This window comes from Thermus altitudinis, assembly GCF_022760835.1.
Classification (GTDB): Bacteria; Deinococcota; Deinococci; order Deinococcales; family Thermaceae; genus Thermus; species Thermus altitudinis.
This window is the reverse complement of sequence record NZ_JAKTNQ010000040.1, coordinates 1-15,086: the sequence shown is the minus strand read 5'-3', so window position 1 is coordinate 15,086 and position 15,086 is coordinate 1. Positions and strand designations below refer to the sequence as shown.

At 65.4% G+C, this 15,086-nt stretch carries 14 protein-coding genes, 1 tRNA gene and 1 pseudogene; 6 read left to right on the top strand and 10 right to left on the bottom strand.

From position 1 onward, the window contains the following. Positions 1-47: 47 nt before the first annotated feature. Both L0D16_RS11225 and L0D16_RS11220 read right to left on the bottom strand, forming a co-directional pair. The gene (locus tag L0D16_RS11225; protein ID WP_243032131.1) at positions 48-611 is read right to left on the bottom strand and encodes a cob(I)yrinic acid a,c-diamide adenosyltransferase; all 564 of its coding nucleotides are present in this window, start codon (positions 609-611) and stop codon (positions 48-50) included. Between the two features lie 51 nt (positions 612-662). Further along, positions 663-739: transfer RNA gene (locus tag L0D16_RS11220), tRNA-Arg, on the bottom strand. Positions 740-759: 20 nt separating this feature from the next. Here L0D16_RS11220 and L0D16_RS11215 point away from each other — a divergent pair. Further along, positions 760-1,002, top strand: coding sequence for a hypothetical protein (locus L0D16_RS11215; protein WP_423247870.1), 243 nt, complete (start codon positions 760-762; stop codon positions 1,000-1,002). On the opposite strand, the gene L0D16_RS11210 is transcribed toward L0D16_RS11215, so the two are convergent. Beyond that, entirely contained in the window at positions 970-3,807 is a 2,838-nt protein-coding gene (locus L0D16_RS11210; RefSeq protein WP_243032129.1) for a M66 family metalloprotease, read from the bottom strand. The two genes, L0D16_RS11215 and L0D16_RS11210, sit on opposite strands and share 33 nt — an antisense overlap. Positions 3,808-3,860: 53 nt before the next feature. Between L0D16_RS11210 and proB the strand changes: the two genes are divergently transcribed. From proB to leuS, 4 genes are all read left to right on the top strand, one after another. Next, the gene (gene proB, locus L0D16_RS11205) at positions 3,861-4,973 is read left to right on the top strand and encodes a glutamate 5-kinase (protein WP_243032126.1); all 1,113 of its coding nucleotides are present in this window, start codon (positions 3,861-3,863) and stop codon (positions 4,971-4,973) included. Further along, a complete protein-coding gene (locus tag L0D16_RS11200; protein ID WP_243032125.1) occupies positions 4,970-6,220 on the top strand; it encodes a glutamate-5-semialdehyde dehydrogenase in 1,251 nt (416 codons plus the stop codon). Before proB ends, L0D16_RS11200 begins: the two co-directional genes overlap by 4 nt. A gap of 16 nt (positions 6,221-6,236) precedes the next feature. Continuing rightward, positions 6,237-7,019, top strand: a complete 783-nt coding sequence (locus L0D16_RS11195; RefSeq protein WP_243032115.1) for a YhjD/YihY/BrkB family envelope integrity protein — start codon at positions 6,237-6,239, stop codon at positions 7,017-7,019. A 131-nt stretch (positions 7,020-7,150) separates the two neighbouring features. Beyond that, positions 7,151-9,787 (top strand): leucine--tRNA ligase, encoded by a 2,637-nt coding sequence (gene leuS, locus L0D16_RS11190; RefSeq protein ID WP_243032112.1) that lies wholly within the window; start codon positions 7,151-7,153, stop codon positions 9,785-9,787. On the opposite strand, the gene L0D16_RS11185 is transcribed toward leuS, so the two are convergent. Beyond that, positions 9,765-10,469 carry a Clp1/GlmU family protein gene (locus tag L0D16_RS11185; protein WP_243032110.1) on the bottom strand — a complete coding sequence of 235 codons (705 nt, stop codon included), beginning with the start codon at positions 10,467-10,469 and terminating at the stop codon, positions 9,765-9,767. The two genes, leuS and L0D16_RS11185, sit on opposite strands and share 23 nt — an antisense overlap. 98 nt (positions 10,470-10,567) lie before the next feature. Here L0D16_RS11185 and L0D16_RS11180 point away from each other — a divergent pair, with 98 nt between their 5' ends. Further along, positions 10,568-11,731: an acyl-CoA dehydrogenase family protein gene (locus tag L0D16_RS11180; protein ID WP_243032107.1), complete on the top strand. Its 1,164-nt coding sequence runs from the start codon at positions 10,568-10,570 to the stop codon at positions 11,729-11,731. Here L0D16_RS11180 and rlmN read toward each other — a convergent pair. The 6 genes and pseudogenes from rlmN to L0D16_RS11155 form a co-directional block, all read right to left on the bottom strand. Then, positions 11,700-12,749: a dual-specificity RNA methyltransferase RlmN gene (gene rlmN / locus L0D16_RS11175; protein ID WP_243032100.1), complete on the bottom strand. Its 1,050-nt coding sequence runs from the start codon at positions 12,747-12,749 to the stop codon at positions 11,700-11,702. The genes L0D16_RS11180 and rlmN overlap by 32 nt on opposite strands. After that, positions 12,746-12,877 (bottom strand): hypothetical protein, encoded by a 132-nt coding sequence (locus L0D16_RS12535; protein ID WP_279231386.1) that lies wholly within the window; start codon positions 12,875-12,877, stop codon positions 12,746-12,748. The genes rlmN and L0D16_RS12535 overlap by 4 nt, the downstream gene beginning before the upstream one ends. 42 nt (positions 12,878-12,919) lie before the next feature. After that, entirely contained in the window at positions 12,920-13,144 is a 225-nt protein-coding gene (locus L0D16_RS11170) for a hypothetical protein (RefSeq protein WP_243032098.1), read from the bottom strand. 49 nt (positions 13,145-13,193) lie between these two features. Further along, positions 13,194-13,865 carry a molybdopterin converting factor subunit 1 gene (moaD, locus tag L0D16_RS11165; RefSeq protein ID WP_243032096.1) on the bottom strand — a complete coding sequence of 224 codons (672 nt, stop codon included), beginning with the start codon at positions 13,863-13,865 and terminating at the stop codon, positions 13,194-13,196. Next, positions 13,855-14,760: an HrcA family transcriptional regulator gene (locus L0D16_RS11160; protein ID WP_243032093.1), complete on the bottom strand. Its 906-nt coding sequence runs from the start codon at positions 14,758-14,760 to the stop codon at positions 13,855-13,857. Before L0D16_RS11160 ends, moaD begins: the two co-directional genes overlap by 11 nt. A gap of 4 nt (positions 14,761-14,764) precedes the next feature. Further along, positions 14,765-15,031: pseudogene (locus L0D16_RS11155) on the bottom strand (P-II family nitrogen regulator); the annotation flags it as partial. Positions 15,032-15,086: the final 55 nt, after the last annotated feature.

Here is a 15,086-nt window from a genome sequence, read left to right as displayed (position 1 = left end):
GTTTGAACTTGTCCCCGAGAAGCCCCGCTCTTTAGAGCGGGGAGTCGTCACCGCCTTTTCTTCACCAGCCACTCCTCCTCCCGCACGCCCTCCCGGGCGTTCACCACCCGGGCCAAGACGAAGAGGAGGTCGGAAAGGCGGTTTAGGTAGCGGATAACCTCGGGGTTAACCGGTTCCTCCCGGCTTAGGGCCACCACCTTGCGCTCGGCCCGGCGCACCACGGTGCGGGCTAGGTGCATGGCCGCTGCCGCCGGGTGACCCCCGGGAAGGACGAAGCCCCGGAAGGGAGGGCTTTCCTCCATGTAGCGGTCTATGGCCCGTTCCAGCCCCTCCACATCCTGGGCATCCATGCGGGCGATGTTCTTCTCGTAGGGGCTACCCATGCGGGTGGCCAGGTCGGCCCCCAGGTCAAAGAGGGCGTTTTGGATGCGCTCTAGAAGGTCGTGGAGATCCAGATGCTCCCGGGGAAGGAGGCTTCGGGCCAGGCCCAGGGCGGAGTTGGCCTCGTCCACGGTGCCGTAGGCCTCCACCCGGGGGTGGGCCTTCACCACCCGCTCGGCCCCGTAAAGGCCGGTTTCCCCGGCGTCCCCGGTCTTGGTGTAGATCTTCATGGCCCCATTGTAGGCCCTAAAAAACTTTCCCCGGGTTTCCCCGGGGGGTTTTGGCGGGCCCGAGAGGATTCGAACCCCTGACCTGCTGATCCGTAGTCAGCCGCTCTATCCAACTGAGCTACGGGCCCAAGCCGACCCTTAAGGTAGCATGGCGAAACCCCCCTTGTCAATAATGGGTCTGGTGCGGGATAAGCGTCTGGAGGCCCATATCCTTGCCTTGCTTCGGGAGCCTAAGACCCTCGAGGACCTCCACCTTCAGCTCCAACCCCTTCACCCTGGGCTTAGGAAGGCCACCCTCTTCGCCCTTCTGGTGCGCCTCAGGCGGGAAGGGAGGGTGCTTTTCTGCGAAGGGCGCTTTTTAGCGGGGGAAGAGGAGGGTGCGGACGTTTAGCCCCTCGGAAAGCTGAACCTCCCACTGGCCTCCTGGGGGAAGGTTTTCCAAGGCAAACCGCATCTCCCCCGCCCGGTGCCAAAGGCCCAAGGTGGTGCGGGTGCCATCGGGAGCCACGTGGAAGAGGGAGAAGTAAGGGTAGCCTTGGACCCTAACCCAAAGGAATCCTCCCTCTTTCCTCAGCTCAACCTGGGGCTCAGCTTGGGGTAGCATAGGGGCCACGGCTTCCTTCAGCAGTCGGTCACCGAGGTAAAGCCCCACCCGAGTGTAACGGCCTAGGGGCAGGCGGGCCTGGAAGTGCACGATGCCCTCGGAATCGCGAAGGACGTATACCGGCGCTTCCTGGATTTGCCCCCCGGCCGCTTGGGCCTTTAGGCGGTAGGGGGAGGCTTCTCCTTCCGGCCAAGCAGCTGCCTTAAGGGGTGGATAGAATATCACCTCCCCTTGCCCCATGCGGCCCGAGAAGAGGAGGCCCTCTTCGGGCAAGGACAAGGGCTTGGGTGGGGAGCTTTCCAAGAAACTCTGGGCTCCTTCGTAGGTGTAATCGGAAATCCACTGGGGGCTACAGTAGCTCATGAGGTCGTAGAACTGGCTAGGGTCCTTAAGGGAACCGTTGGCCAGGTCGTAGCCCCAGGTGCCGATCCTGCCCCCCGTGTAGGGATAGTTGGTATCTCCCGAGGTGCCGCATGGGGCGTGTTCCCGGCCAAAGTTATGCCCAAGTTCATGGGCCATAACAGCGGGACCGCTTTGGGCATAGTCCCAGCCTACCGCTACCGGATGGCCGATGTAGCCAATCCCGGCGATGCCCGAGGTGTAGGAAACCTTGACGAAGCCATAGTAGTAGCGCCCGCTTCCGTCGGTTTGGCGAAGGATGCGGAGCTCATCCAGAAGCTGGGCCCAGGCGTTCCCGTCGCTGGGGCTCAGGTTGCCGTTAAAGGTGTAGGGGGCGCGAGTAGTGAAGGACACTTCCTTAAGGGGCCAGATGCGCCAGAGGGTCTGGCTGAAGCTGGGCACCTGGGCTTGTTGCCCCTGATGGATTACCGGAACCACGGTGAGGTGGAGCACCGTGCCCGCGCCCACGTTGGGGGTGAGGGTTAAGAGGTTGTCGCTTTCGTTGCTCTCGGCCACCTGGTCCTGGGGATCAGCCCGCAGTTCTACCCGAAGGCCTGGGGTTACCCAGCTTGCGGGCAGGGTGGTGGTGCAGGTAGTGGCGAGGTTTCCCGGATCGGTGGCGGTAGGGATGGGATTTGGGCAGGTAAAGGTGAGGTTGCCCTGGAAGGTGCTGCCCATGTACACCGCTCCCGTGAGGGGATTGTTCAAGGAGATAGGGGAAGGGTTCGCCAGGAGGTGCACCCGGAGCAAGGCGGGCTTGCCCGCTACCAGGCGTAGCCCTTCTTTCAAGACCGTCTGGCCCCACTCCGCCTTGGCGATGCGCAGGTTGAGCGAGGAGGACGAAGAAACGGCCAAGTTCAGGCTGGCCGTTTTGCTGAGATTCCCCCCCGTGGCGGTCATGGTTAGGACGTAGTTCCCTGGGGGGGTGGCGGCACTGGTGCTCACCGTAACCGTCTGGGTCTGGGTACCGTTGATGTTCCAGGGATTCTGCTGGAAGCTGACCTGAACCCCCGAGGGGGCTCCACTCACGTTAAGGGTCACCGTCCCCGTAAACCCGTTCTGCGGGGTGAGGGTGAGCTGCGTGGTCCCGCTACCCCCCTGCTGAGTGGTGAGGCTGGTGGGGTTCAGGGAGAGGGTGAAGTCGGGTGGGGGCGTGGGAGAAACCACCGTGAGGGTTAGGGGTGCCTGCCGCGTCAAGCTGCCCCCTGTGCCTTGGACGAAGAGGTTATAGGTGCCGGGGGCTAGAGAGGAGGAAGCGGCCAGTTGCAACATAGGAGCGGAGGGTACAGGGGTGCTGGTGGGACTTAGGTTCACCCCGGGGAAGGGGTTTCCCTTCCCATCCACCAGGCTCAGGCTGATAGAGCCGGAATAGGAGCCATTCACGGCCAGGCGCACATAGGCTAGGCCGCCTTGGGTCACGGTAAGAGAGGGGCTTTCCAAGGTCAGGGTGAAATCCCCCGCCGGAGCCTGGGTGACAGTCAGGCTAAGGTTGGCTTCGTGGCTAATACCGTTTCCTGTGGCCCGGATTCTAACACTATAGCTTCCAATGGGTGTGGAAGGGCTGACCGATAGGAGAAGGGGCTGGGTTAGGGGGTCAGGACCGGGCACGTTTACGCTTCCAGGAGAGAGGTTCAAGCCCGAAGGGGCATTCACCAAGGTTAGGCTCACGGTTCCGGAAAACCCATTCTGCGGGGTGAGGGTGAGCTCCGTGGTCCCGCTAGCCCCCTGCTGGACGGTGAGGCTGGTGGGGTTCAGGGAGAGGGTGAAGTCGGGGGCGGGAGGGGGCGCCTGCACCGTGAGGCTCAGGTTGGCCGTCTTGGTGAGGCTCCCCGAGGTGGCCTTGACCCGCAGGGCGTACTGGCCCGGGGGCACGCTCCCCGCCACGTTGAGGGTCAGGGTCTGGGTCACCGGGTTCGGGCCCGTCACGTTCAGGCCCGTGGGGCTCAGGCTGAGGCCGCTGGGGGCCGGGGAGCCGTCCTGCCGCTCCAGGCTGAGGGTCACCTGCCCCGTGAACCCATTCTGCGGGGTGAGGGTGAGGGTGGTAGTTTGGCTTTGCCCTTGGGCAACGGACAAGGAGGAGGGCTTTAGTTCAAGCTGAAGATCGCCAGTGGGGCGGTTGGGCAATAGGCCGGTGCAAGCCGCCAGGAGGAGTACCAGGACCACGGGGAGGGAAAGCCCTTTGCCCATTCTCATAACCCTAGCCGATACACGGGCCCTGGGGATGAGAAGTGCTATCCTGACCCTTAATGCGGCCGGGACTCGAGGCCAAGCGGCTGGTGGTCAAGGTGGGGAGCGCGGTCCTAGCGGGGCCCGGGGGTCTGGATAGGGGGGTGATGGCGGAGATCGCCCGCCAGGTCCTGACCCTCCGCCAAGAGGGGCGGGAGGTGGTCCTGGTCACCTCGGGGGCGGTGGCGGCGGGGATGGCGGCCTTGGGCCTACCCCGCCCCCAGGACATGCCCACCAAGCAGGCCTTGGCCGCCACCGGCCAGCCCCTCCTCATGGCCCAGTGGCGGGAGGTCTTCGCCCCTACCCCCGTGGCCCAAGTCCTCCTCACCGCCGAGGACCTGGCGAGCCGAGAGCGCTACCTGAACGCCAAGGCCACCCTGCAGACCCTTTTGCGCCTGGGGGTGGTGCCCATCATCAACGAGAACGACACCGTGGCTTTCCAGGAGATTCGCTTCGGGGATAACGACCAGCTTTCCGCCCGGGTAGCGGCCTTGGTGGAGGCGGGGCTTTTGCTCCTCCTTTCCGATGTGGACGCCCTTTATGAGGACGATCCCAAGAAAAACCCTAAGGCCCGGCCCATCCCGGAGGTGGAACGGGTGGAGGCGGTACTGGCCCATGCCGGGGAGGGAAACCCCCTGGGAAGCGGGGGGATGCGCTCCAAGCTCCTGGCGGCCCGCATTGCCGGCCGGGTAGGCATTCCTACCCTCCTCCTTCCGGGAAGAAGGCCGGGGGTGGTTTTGCAGGCCCTAAAGGGGCTGCCTTTGGGCACCTATTTCCATGCCCAAAGGCGCTACCGGGGGCAAAGGGCTTGGCTCTATGGCCTCCTTAGGCCCAAGGGGGAGCTGGTTTTGGATCCGGGTGCGGTGCGGGCCCTACGGGAACGGGGAGCAAGCCTTTTGCCTGCGGGCATCAAGGCGGTGCGGGGCCGCTTTGGCCGGGGGGAGGCGGTGCGCCTCCTCACTGAGGAGGGGGAGGAGGTGGGGGTGGGCCTGGCCAACTATGCCGCCGAGGAGGTGGAGCGCATCAAGGGGCGTAGGAGCGGAGAGATAGAGGCCCTCTTGGGCTACCGCTACACCGAGGAGGTGGTCCACCGGGACCACCTGGTCCTAAAGGAGGCTAAGGAGGAGGTATGAGGGAGGAGGTATGGGCGTCCCTTAGGGACCTGGCGGAGGGGGCCCGGGCCCGGCTTCCGGAAATCGCCAAGGGAAACCGGGATGGGGCCCTTCTGGCCATGGCTCGGCTTCTGGAAGAGGCCTGGCCGGAGGTGTTAAGGGCTAACCGGGAGGACCTCGAGGAGGCCGAAAGGTCAGGGCTATCCCGGGCCAAGCTGGACCGGCTGGCCCTTAAGGACAAGGACCTAAAGACCCTTACCGAGGGCCTTAGGCAGATCGCCGCCCTTCCTGACCCCTTGGGCCGGATAGAGGGGCTGGGCAAAAGGCCTAGTGGCCTGAGGGTGGGAAGGATGCGGGTGCCCTTGGGCCTCATTGGCTTCATCTACGAGGCCCGCCCAGGGGCCACGGTGGAGGCGGTTTCCGTGGCCTTAAAGGCGGGCAACGCCATGCTCCTTAGGGGTGGAAAGGAGGCCTTCCGCTCCAACCAGGCCCTGGTTTCCCTCTGGCACCGGGCCTTGCTGGAGGCAGGGTTACCTCGGGAGGCGGTGAGCCTGGTGCCCACCACGGACCGGGAGGCCATCCTGGCCATGTGCCGCCTGGAGCTATTGGACCTCCTCATCCCCCGGGGTGGGGAGGAGCTCATCCGCCTGGTGCAGAAGGAGGCCCGGGTGCCGGTCCTGGCCCACGCCAAGGGGGTGAACCACCTCTATGTGGACCAGAGGGCCGACCTCTCCATGGCCCTGCGCCTAGCCCTAAACGGCAAGACCCAGCGCCCGGCGGTGTGCAACGCTCTCGAGGCCCTTTTGGTCCACGAGGCCGTGGCGGAAGCCTTCCTGCCCATGCTGGAGAAGGCCATGGGGGAAAAGGGGGTGGAGCTTCGGGCCTGTCCCAGGGCCCTTTCCCTCCTGAAGGGGGCGGTCCCCGCCCGGGAGGAGGAGTGGGACCAGGAGTATCTGGACCTGATCCTTAGGGTGAAGGTGGTCTCGGGCCTGGACGAGGCCTTGGCCCACATCGCCCGCTACGGCTCCCGCCACACGGAGGCCATCTGCACCGAGGACCCTCATGCGGCCTGGCGCTTCCTGGAGGAGGTGGACGCCAGCCTGGTCCTTTGGAACGCCTCCACCCGCTTCAACGACGGCTTCCAGCTGGGCCTGGGGGCGGAGATCGGCATTAGCACCTCCAAGCTCCACGCCTACGGCCCCATGGGGCCCCTGGAGCTCACCACCACCAAGTGGGTGGCCCTGGGGGAAGGGCAGGAGCGGGAGTAGTTTCCCGTGGGACGCCGTGCTACGCAAGGCCTTTCGCCTCTACACCCAGGCCCACGTCCCCTTTTTTGCCGCCGCCTTGGCCTACTACGCCCTTCTTTCCCTCATGCCCCTTCTCTTCTTGCTGGTGGGGGTCTTTGGCCTTTTCCTCTCGGGGAACGAGGCCTTACGGGAAGGGTTTTTGGGGGGTGTGGAGGCTTTGGCCGAGGCCCTTTTCCCGGCCCGGCCTGAGCTGGCCCAGGACCTCCTGGGCTTTCTCACCCGGGGGGCCTTTCCCTTAACCCTTTTGAGCGCCCTTTTTCTCCTTTGGTCAGGGAGCAACTTTTTCGCCGCCATGGGCTACGCCCTAGGGCTCATCTTCGGCCGGCCCCCGGGGGTTCGCCACCGCCTTTTGGGCCTTCTCATGCCGGTTCTTTTGGGCCTTGGCCTCATCCTCCTTTCCCTTTTGGGCTTGGCCTTGGGGTTTATCCTCCGCTTCCTGCCCCCTGGTTGGCGGGGTTTCCTGGGGCCTTTTGAGGTCTTCCTGCCCCTTTTCCTGGCCTTTTTGCTCTTCCTTTTTGCCTACGCCTTTTTCCGCGGCCTAAAGGGGTTTCGTGGCCTTCTTCCCCTAAGCGTGGGGGCGGGGGTGGCGGCCCTCCTCTTTGAGGGGGTGCGGCTTGGTTTACCCAGGCTTCTTCCTCGCTCCCAGTACGAGCTCCTCTATGGGCCCCTGGCGGGGTTTGTCCTGGCGCTCTTAGGCCTCTACCTGGTGCTTTGGGTCTTCCTCCTGGGGGCGGTGGTGGCCAGGGTGGTGGAGGACTAGGGCACCCCACGCTTTTTTGCTGGGTTGCAGTATCATGTTTCCATGCGCCCGGCCAGGCTAGCCCCCTAAAGGGAAGGGGCCTGGCCGTCCCCTTCCCCTTGGGGAAGGGTTTTTTTGGGAGGAGGCCCAGCATGGAGAGGTACAACCCGCACGCCATAGAGCCCAAATGGCAACGCTTCTGGAAGGAAAAGGGCTTCATGAAGGCCAAGGAGGTCCCTGGGAAAAGGGGAAAGCAGTACGTCTTGGTCATGTTCCCCTACCCCTCCGGCGACCTCCACATGGGCCACCTGAAGAACTACACCATGGGGGATGTCCTGGCCCGCTTCCGCAAGGTGCAGGGCTACGAGGTCCTGCACCCCATGGGCTGGGACGCCTTTGGCCTGCCGGCGGAGAACGCCGCCCTTAAGTTTGGCCTTCATCCCCGGGACTGGACCTACGAGAACATCCGCCAGGCCAAGGAGAGCCTCGAGCTCATGGGCATCCTCTACGACTGGGACCGGGAGGTGACCACCTGCGAGCCCGACTACTACCGCTTCAACCAGTGGATCTTCCTCAAGATGTGGGAGAAGGGCCTGGCCTACCGGGCCAAGGGCCTGGTGAACTGGTGCCCCAAGTGCCAGACGGTCCTGGCCAACGAGCAGGTGGTGGAGGGCCGGTGCTGGCGGCACGAGGACACCCCGGTGGAGAAGCGGGAGCTGGAGCAATGGTATCTGCGCATCACCGCCTATGCGGAAAGGCTCCTTAAGGACCTGGAGGGCCTGGACTGGCCGGAGAAGGTGAAGGCCATGCAACGGGCCTGGATCGGCCGCTCGGAAGGGGCGGAGATCCACTTCCCCATAGAGGGCAGGGAGGAGGCCATCACCGTCTTCACCACCCGGCCCGATACCCTCTTTGGGGCCACCTTCATGGTCCTGGCCCCGGAGCATCCCCTCACCCTTAAGCTGGCCTCCCCGGAAAGGAGGGCCGAGGTAGAGGCCTACGTGGAGGCTGCCAAGCGCAAGACGGAGATTGAGCGCCAGGCGGAGGGCCGGGAGAAGACCGGGGTCTTCCTGGGGGCTTACGCCCTAAACCCCGCCACGGGGGAGAGGATTCCCATCTACACCGCGGACTACGTCCTCTACGGCTACGGCACCGGGGCCATCATGGCCGTGCCGGGGCACGACAGCCGGGACTTTGAGTTCGCCAAGAAGCATGGCCTTCCCGTCAAGAAGGTGATAGAGCGTCCGGGTGAGCCCTTGCCCGAGCCCTTGGAGACCGCCTACGAGGAGCCCGGCATCATGGTGAACTCGGGGCCCTTTGATGGGCTAGGGAGCGAGGAGGGTAAGAGGAGGGTCATCGCCTGGCTGGAGGAGAAGGGCCTGGGCCGGGCCAGGGTCACCTACCGCCTTAGGGACTGGCTGATAAGCCGGCAGCGCTACTGGGGCACCCCCATCCCCATGGTCCACTGCGAGGCCTGCGGGGTGGTGCCGGTCCCCGAGGAGGAGCTTCCCGTCCTCCTCCCCGACCTCAAGGACATAGAGGACATCCGGCCCAAGGGGAAAAGCCCCCTGGAGGCCCACCCCGAGTTCTACCAGACCACCTGCCCCAAGTGCGGCGGCCCCGCCAAGCGGGACACCGACACCATGGACACCTTCTTTGACTCCAGCTGGTACTACCTGCGCTACACCGACCCCCAAAACTACCGGCTTCCCTTTGACCCCGAAAAGGCCAACTTCTGGATGCCCGTGGACCAGTACATTGGCGGGGTGGAGCACGCGGTGCTGCACCTCCTCTATAGCCGCTTCTTCACCAAGTTCCTCCACGACCTGGGGATGGTGAAGGTGGAGGAGCCCTTCCAGGGGCTTTTCACCCAGGGCATGGTCCTGGCCTGGACGGATTTCGGTCCCGTGGAGGTGGAAGGGGAAAAGGTGCGCCTGCCCGAGCCCACCCGCATCCGCCTGGAGATCCCCGAAAGGGAGCTTTCCCTGGAGGAGGTGCGGAAGATGGGGGCCGAGCTCAGGCCCCACGAGGACGGCACCTTGCACTTCTGGAAGCCCGCGGTGATGAGCAAATCCAAGGGCAACGGGGTCATGGTGGGGCCCTTCGTGAAGGAGGAGGGGGCGGATATCGCCCGCATCACCATCCTCTTCGCCGCCCCTCCGGAGAACGAGATGGTCTGGACGGAAGAAGGGGTCCAGGGGGCCTGGCGTTTCCTGAACCGCATCTGGCGCCGGGTGGCGGAGGACCGGGAGGCCCTTTTGGCCACCTCGGGCCAGTTTGCCGCCGAGGCCCTCGAGGGCCCCGACAAGGAGCTTTACGGGAAGCTTCACCAGACCCTCAAGAAGGTCACCGAGGACCTGGAGAACCTTCGCTTTAACACCGCCATCGCCGCCCTCATGGAGCTTCTGAACGCCCTTTACGACTACCGCAAACTGCGGCCCGTAACCCCCCTCTACCGCACCGCCATCCGCTACTACCTGCAGATGCTCTTCCCCTTCGCCCCCCACATGGCCGAGGAGCTTTGGCACTGGTTCTGGCCGGATAGCCTCTTTGAGGCGGGCTGGCCCGAGCTGGACGAGAAGGCCCTGGAAAAGGATGTGGTGGAGGTGGCGGTGCAGGTGAACGGCAGGGTGCGGGGAACCATCCTGATTCCCAAGGACGCTCCCCTGGAGGTGGCCAAGGCCGAGGCCCTCAAGGTGAAGAACATCCAGGCCCATCTGGAGGGGAAGGAGATCCTGAAAGAAATCTATGTCCCTGGCAGGATTCTCAACCTGGTAGTGCGGGGATAGGGAGGAGGAGCCGGGTGGGGACCACCCTGGCCACCTCCCCCTGGACGGGGGTGAGGAAGAACCCCTCTCCCCGGGCCCAGGCCAAAAGCCGGCCATAGCCCAGGAAGAACCCTTCCCCGTCCAGAAAACCATAGAGCCGGTCCCGCCCCTCGGGGTCCACCTCCAGGGGCAGGAGGCGGGCTTGGGCTCCCTGGAAGTGGGCAAGAAGCCGTTCCTGCCTGTTCTTTCGCCTCTGGACCGCGGTCTTTCTGCGGGCCTCAGGCAAGGGCGGGACCAGGCGCACCCTTAGGTCCTTGCGCCAAGAAAGGGCCTGGTAAAAGGCCTCCCACCCCAGCACCAGAACCTCCGCCGGCCGGAGGGCTTCCACCTGCAGGAGGCGAAACTCACGGTCCAGGTAGCCATCGGTGTCGGCCACCGCGGGGCTTCCTGGGGGGATGAGCCGGGCCAGGCGCAAAGCCCCCACCACCGCCCGGGCCTCCACGCCCCTGGGGGAGAGGGCCCCCAGGAGGTAGCGGCGCAAGGGGGTGAGGGCTCCTTCCCGGTGGTGGAAGAGGGTAAAGGCTCCAGGCAAAGCCCCCTGCCCCGGGTCCAGGTCCAGGAGGTAGGCTTCCCCCGCCTTCTGCAAAAGCCTGGAGGCCAGGGTGGTCTTCCCCGCGTCCGTGGGGCCCGTGAGGAGGAGCATCCCCCTGAAGGTAACCCTTGGGGGCTTTGGGCGCCAGGCCCCTCTGTGATGTAACGTATTTTTGCCTTTCAGCAAGAAAGTGATATACTAGCCCCACCATGGGGCTCTGGTTTGAGGAAAGCCGGGAGGAGCGGGCGGTCTTGGGCCCCTTTCGCGAGTTCTTGCGGGCGGAGGTGGCCCCGGGGGCCGCGGAGAGGGACCGGACGGGGGCCTTTCCCTTTGAGCTGGTGGGGAAGCTTGCCCAGTTTGGCGTCTTCGGGGCCACGGTGCCCGAGGCCTATGGGGGGGCAGGGCTAACCAGTCGGCTTTTCGCCCGCATGGTGGAGGAGATCGCCTACTACGATGGGGCCTTGGCCCTCACCGTGGCCAGCCACAACTCTTTGGCCACGGGGCATATCCTCCTTGCGGGCAACGAAAAGCAGAGGGAAACCTTCCTACCCAAGCTGGCCTCGGGGGAGGCCCTGGGGGCCTGGGGGCTCACGGAGCCGGGTTCGGGCTCGGATGCTGCCGCCTTGAAGACCCGGGCGGAGGCGGTGGCCGGAGGGTATGTTCTGAACGGCACCAAGCAGTTCATCACCCAGGGGAGCGTGGCCGGGGTCTACGTGATCGTGGCCCGCACCGACCCCCCGCCAAGCCCGGAGAAGAAGCACCTGGGCATCTCCGCCTTCGCCTTCTTCCGCCCCGAGAGGGGCCTGCGCATTGGCCGCAAGGAGGAGAAGCTGGGCCTTGCGGCCTCCGACACCGCCCAGCTTCTCCTGGAGGACCTCTTTGTCCCGGAGGAAGGCCTTTTGGGGGAGCGGGGCAAGGGGTTTTACCACGTGCTTCAGGTGTTGGATGGGGGAAGGATTGGGATCGCCGCCATGGCGGTGGGCCTGGGGAGGGCGGCCTTGGACTATGCCCTGCGCTACGCCAAGGAGCGGGAGGCCTTCGGAAGGCCCATCGCCGAGTACCAGGGGGTTTCCTTCAAGCTGGCGGAGGCGGCCACGGAGCTGGAGGCAGCGAGGCTGCTCTACCTGAAGGCGGCGGAGCTTAAGGATGCCGGCAGGCCCTATACCCTCGAGGCCGCCCAGGCCAAGCTCTTCGCCAGCGAGGTGGCGGTAAGGGCCTGCGATAAGGCCATCCAGGTCCTGGGAGGGTACGGGTACATCAAGGACTACCCCGTGGAGCGCTACTGGCGGGATGCCCGCCTAACCCGGATTGGGGAGGGGACCAGCGAGATCCTAAAGCTCGTCATTGCCCGGCGCCTTCTGGCGTCGGTATGAAGGTTAGGGCCTTGGGGGCCTTCAGGGCCAGCTGGCCGCAGGCGGCTCCCACGTCCTGCCCCCGGCTGAAGCGGATGGAGGTGGGAATCCCCTGGCGCCTCAGCTCCTCGGCGAAGGCCAGGATGCCGGGCTTGGGGGTGCCCTCCACCGGGGCCCCTTCCCAGGGGTTGAAGGGAATGAGGTTCACGTGGGCGCTTATCCCCCGGAGAAGCTTGGCGAGAAGCCGGGCCTGCCAGGGGTGGTCGTTTAGGCCCTTGAGGAGGGTGTATTCAAAGGTGATGCGCCTTTTGGTCTTGGCGTAGTAGTGGCGCACCGCTTCCAGAATCTCCGCCACCGAGTAGCGATGGGCGGTGGGGATGATCCTCCTCCGGGTTTCGTCGTCGGGGGCGTGTAGGGAAAGGGCGAGCCGCACCCCCAGGTCCTCCTCCGCCAGGCGGTAGATGCCCTTGGGGATGCCCACGGTGGAAAGGGTGATGCGCCTTGGGCTCATGGCCAGGCCCTGGGGATGGAGGAGGAGGCGGATGGCCTTCAGTACGTTGGGGAGGTTTAAAAGGGGCTCCCCCATGCCCATCAGCACCACGTTGCGGATCTCCCGGGGGGAGATACCCTGGTGGTGGGCGATGGCCAGGAGCTGGGAGAGGATTTCCCCTGCCGTGAGGTTGCGGCCAAAGCCCAAGGCCCCGGTGGCGCAGAAGGTGCACCCGGCCGGGCAACCCACCATGCTGGAGAGGCAGACGGTCTTGCGGTTCTCGTAGGGCATATAGACCGCCTCGGTTTTCTTCCCGTCCAGCAGGGTGAAGAGGTACTTGACGCTACCATCTTGGCTGGGGTAGGCCTCCACCAAGGCGAACTCGGAGATGCGCCACTCCTGGGCCAAGGCCTCCCGGAGGGCCTTGGGCAGGTCGGTCATCTCCGAGAAGTCCAAAGCCCCCCGGGCGTAGAGCCAGTGGGCGATCTGGGCCTTGCGGTAGCCCTCACCGGGGAGCTCCTCGGGAAAGAGCTCCAAAATGGGCCTCATGCTACCCCCTCGTGGTTCTCCCAAAGCCTGGGGTGGGCCAGGCTGGGGTGGTCTCGCCGGGTACTGGGTGCGGGTGCCTCCCCCACCGGGTAAGGGGCGGTCTCGTAGGGCCAGGGCCGCTCAGCCACCTTTCCATTGTAGGGGCTGGGAAAGGGTTGTGCCCAGGGGTCTCACCGTAACCGTCCATACCCTAGCCCCAAGCCCAGGAGGAGAAGGAGCACCCCCAAGGGCCGAGGCCGGGCGAGGATTCCAAGAAAGGCACCGAAAAGGAGAAGGCCCAGGCCCACCCGCTTGCGCCCTTGCCGGTAGGCCCGGCCCGAGAGGAAGCCCAAAAGGAGGGGCAGGGCCCAAAGCGCCAAAAGGAGGAGGCCCAGGATGAAGGAAAAAGAGGCCATGGGTAGGGGGATTTTACCAGGGGAACCCCTGACGGCAAGGCCAGGGGTGCTAGAGCCGGTGTTCCTCTATGGAGAACCCCTCCACCCAGAAGCTCCCGTCAGGGCGGTGTTCCTTTTTCCAAACCGGGAGGACCTGCTTTACCCGGTCAATGGCGTACTGGCAGGCGGCGAAGGCCTCCTTGCGGTGCCGGGCCGAGACCACGATGGCGATGGAGGCCTCCCCCGGGTCCACCCGGCCTAAGCGGTGCCAAAGGGCCACCCGGCCCAAGGGGAAGCGGGCCCGCATCTCCCCGATGATCTCCGCCATGACCTTCTCCGCCATCCCGGGGTAGGCCTCGTACTCCAAAAAGGCCACCTCCTCCCCCCGGTTAGGGCTACGGGTGGTGCCCAGAAAGCTCACCACCGCCCCGTACTCGGGAGCCGTAGCCCACTCCACCAAAGCCTTTAGGTCCAAGGGGTCGTGGGTGAGGCCAAAGGAGTCCTGCCCTCCGGAAACCGGGGGCAAAAAGGCCACCTCGTCCCCTTCCTTTAGGGGGGTCTCCCCTTGGGCCAGGGTCTGGTTCACTGCCGCCATGCCGCCATCCAACCTTAGGTTGGGGAAGCGCTTCTCCAAAGCTTCCTTGGCGTGCCGCACCTGGGCGCCTTCCGGGAGTTCCAACTGCAGGCGGTCCGTGCCCGCCTGTTCCCGGTAAAGGGCAAAAAGCCGCACTTCAACCCGCATGCTGTCCAGTATAGACCTGGCTGAGGCTCGAGGCCACGGAGAGGGCCTCGAGGTAGCGCATGCGCATGGGCCCTAGGAGCACGATCTCCCCCAGCCACTCTCCCCGGGCGAAGCCCGCCTGCACCTGGGCCAGGCCCTCCACCTCCCCCACCCGCACGTCCACCCGGCCGGGAGGGGTCAGGACCGCCTCATCCCCCCCCGCCTCGTAAAGGGCCACCAGCCGCTCCAGAAATCCCGGGTCCTTGGCCTCCGGTTCCTTTAAGGCCTCGGCCAGACCCTCCCGGTAGACCAGGGAGAGGCCTACGGAGAGGGCCCGGGAGAGGTGGGCAAAGAGCTCCTCCAGGCCCTTGGGGGCCTGGGACAGGGCCGGAAAGGGTTTGGAGAGGGCCTCTTCCGCCTGCTTGAGGCGATCCGGGGGGAGGGAGAGGGGCAGCCGGGTTTCCTTTACCCTGCCCCCCTCCAGGATGAACACCGCCAAGGTGCCCTCCGGCAGGGGGGAGAGGTGGACCTGGAGCACATGGGGGGCCTTCCGAAGCCTCAGGCGCAAAAGGGCGGGGTAGCCGGATAGCCCCACGGCCAGCTTCACCAGGAAGGCCTCGGGTTCCCTGGCCCCTTCTAAAGCCCGCCGGATCCGTTCCTGGACGGTTTCGGGAAGGGGTTTGGGGGGAAGGAGGGAAAGGGAGTACTGGCGGAAGGCCAGCCGGGTGGGGACCCTCCCGGCGGAGGGGTGGGGCTTGGAGAGGTAGCCCATCTCCTCGAGGGCGATGAGCTCGTAGCGGGCCAGGGTGGGGGAGAGCCCCAGGCCCTCGGCCAGCCTGGCCGAGGGCACCGGGGCTTTGGTCTTGATATATTCCTCCACCAGGAGGTGGAGAAGGGCCCGCTGCCTGGCCGTCACACCTTTATTGTACTGGGGTCACGGCGGCCTGGTCCTCCTCCCCGGTGCGGATGCGGTAGACCTTCTCCACCGGCAGGACGAAGATCTTCCCGTCCCCCACCTCCCCGGTGCGGGCCGCTTTGAGGATGGCCTCCACCGTGGGCCTTACAAAGGGCTCGGACACCCCGATCTCCAGGCGCACCTTCTCGTGCAGGGCCATCTTCACCGTGGTCCCTCGGTAGGTTTCCACCTTTTCCGTTTCCCCCCCGTGCCCCTGGATGCGGCTTAGGGAATAGGGGGGCGTGGGGGGCTACAGTCCCCCGGTTTGCAAACCGGGGATACATGGA

What these genes read in the sequence shown, in the direction of transcription:
- L0D16_RS11225 (WP_243032131.1), bottom strand. Translation starts at nt 611, where the DNA reads ATGAAGATCTACACCAAGACCGGGGACGCCGGGGAAACCGGCCTTTAC.
- L0D16_RS11215 (WP_423247870.1), top strand. Translation starts at nt 760, where the DNA reads ATGGCGAAACCCCCCTTGTCAATAATGGGTCTGGTGCGGGATAAGCGT.
- L0D16_RS11210 (WP_243032129.1), bottom strand. Translation starts at nt 3,807, where the DNA reads ATGAGAATGGGCAAAGGGCTTTCCCTCCCCGTGGTCCTGGTACTCCTC.
- proB (WP_243032126.1), top strand. Translation starts at nt 3,861, where the DNA reads ATGCGGCCGGGACTCGAGGCCAAGCGGCTGGTGGTCAAGGTGGGGAGC.
- L0D16_RS11200 (WP_243032125.1), top strand. Translation starts at nt 4,970, where the DNA reads ATGAGGGAGGAGGTATGGGCGTCCCTTAGGGACCTGGCGGAGGGGGCC.
- leuS (WP_243032112.1), top strand. Translation starts at nt 7,151, where the DNA reads ATGGAGAGGTACAACCCGCACGCCATAGAGCCCAAATGGCAACGCTTC.
- L0D16_RS11185 (WP_243032110.1), bottom strand. Translation starts at nt 10,469, where the DNA reads ATGCTCCTCCTCACGGGCCCCACGGACGCGGGGAAGACCACCCTGGCC.
- L0D16_RS11180 (WP_243032107.1), top strand. Translation starts at nt 10,568, where the DNA reads ATGGGGCTCTGGTTTGAGGAAAGCCGGGAGGAGCGGGCGGTCTTGGGC.
- rlmN (WP_243032100.1), bottom strand. Translation starts at nt 12,749, where the DNA reads ATGAGGCCCATTTTGGAGCTCTTTCCCGAGGAGCTCCCCGGTGAGGGC.
- L0D16_RS11170 (WP_243032098.1), bottom strand. Translation starts at nt 13,144, where the DNA reads ATGGCCTCTTTTTCCTTCATCCTGGGCCTCCTCCTTTTGGCGCTTTGG.
- moaD (WP_243032096.1), bottom strand. Translation starts at nt 13,865, where the DNA reads ATGCGGGTTGAAGTGCGGCTTTTTGCCCTTTACCGGGAACAGGCGGGC.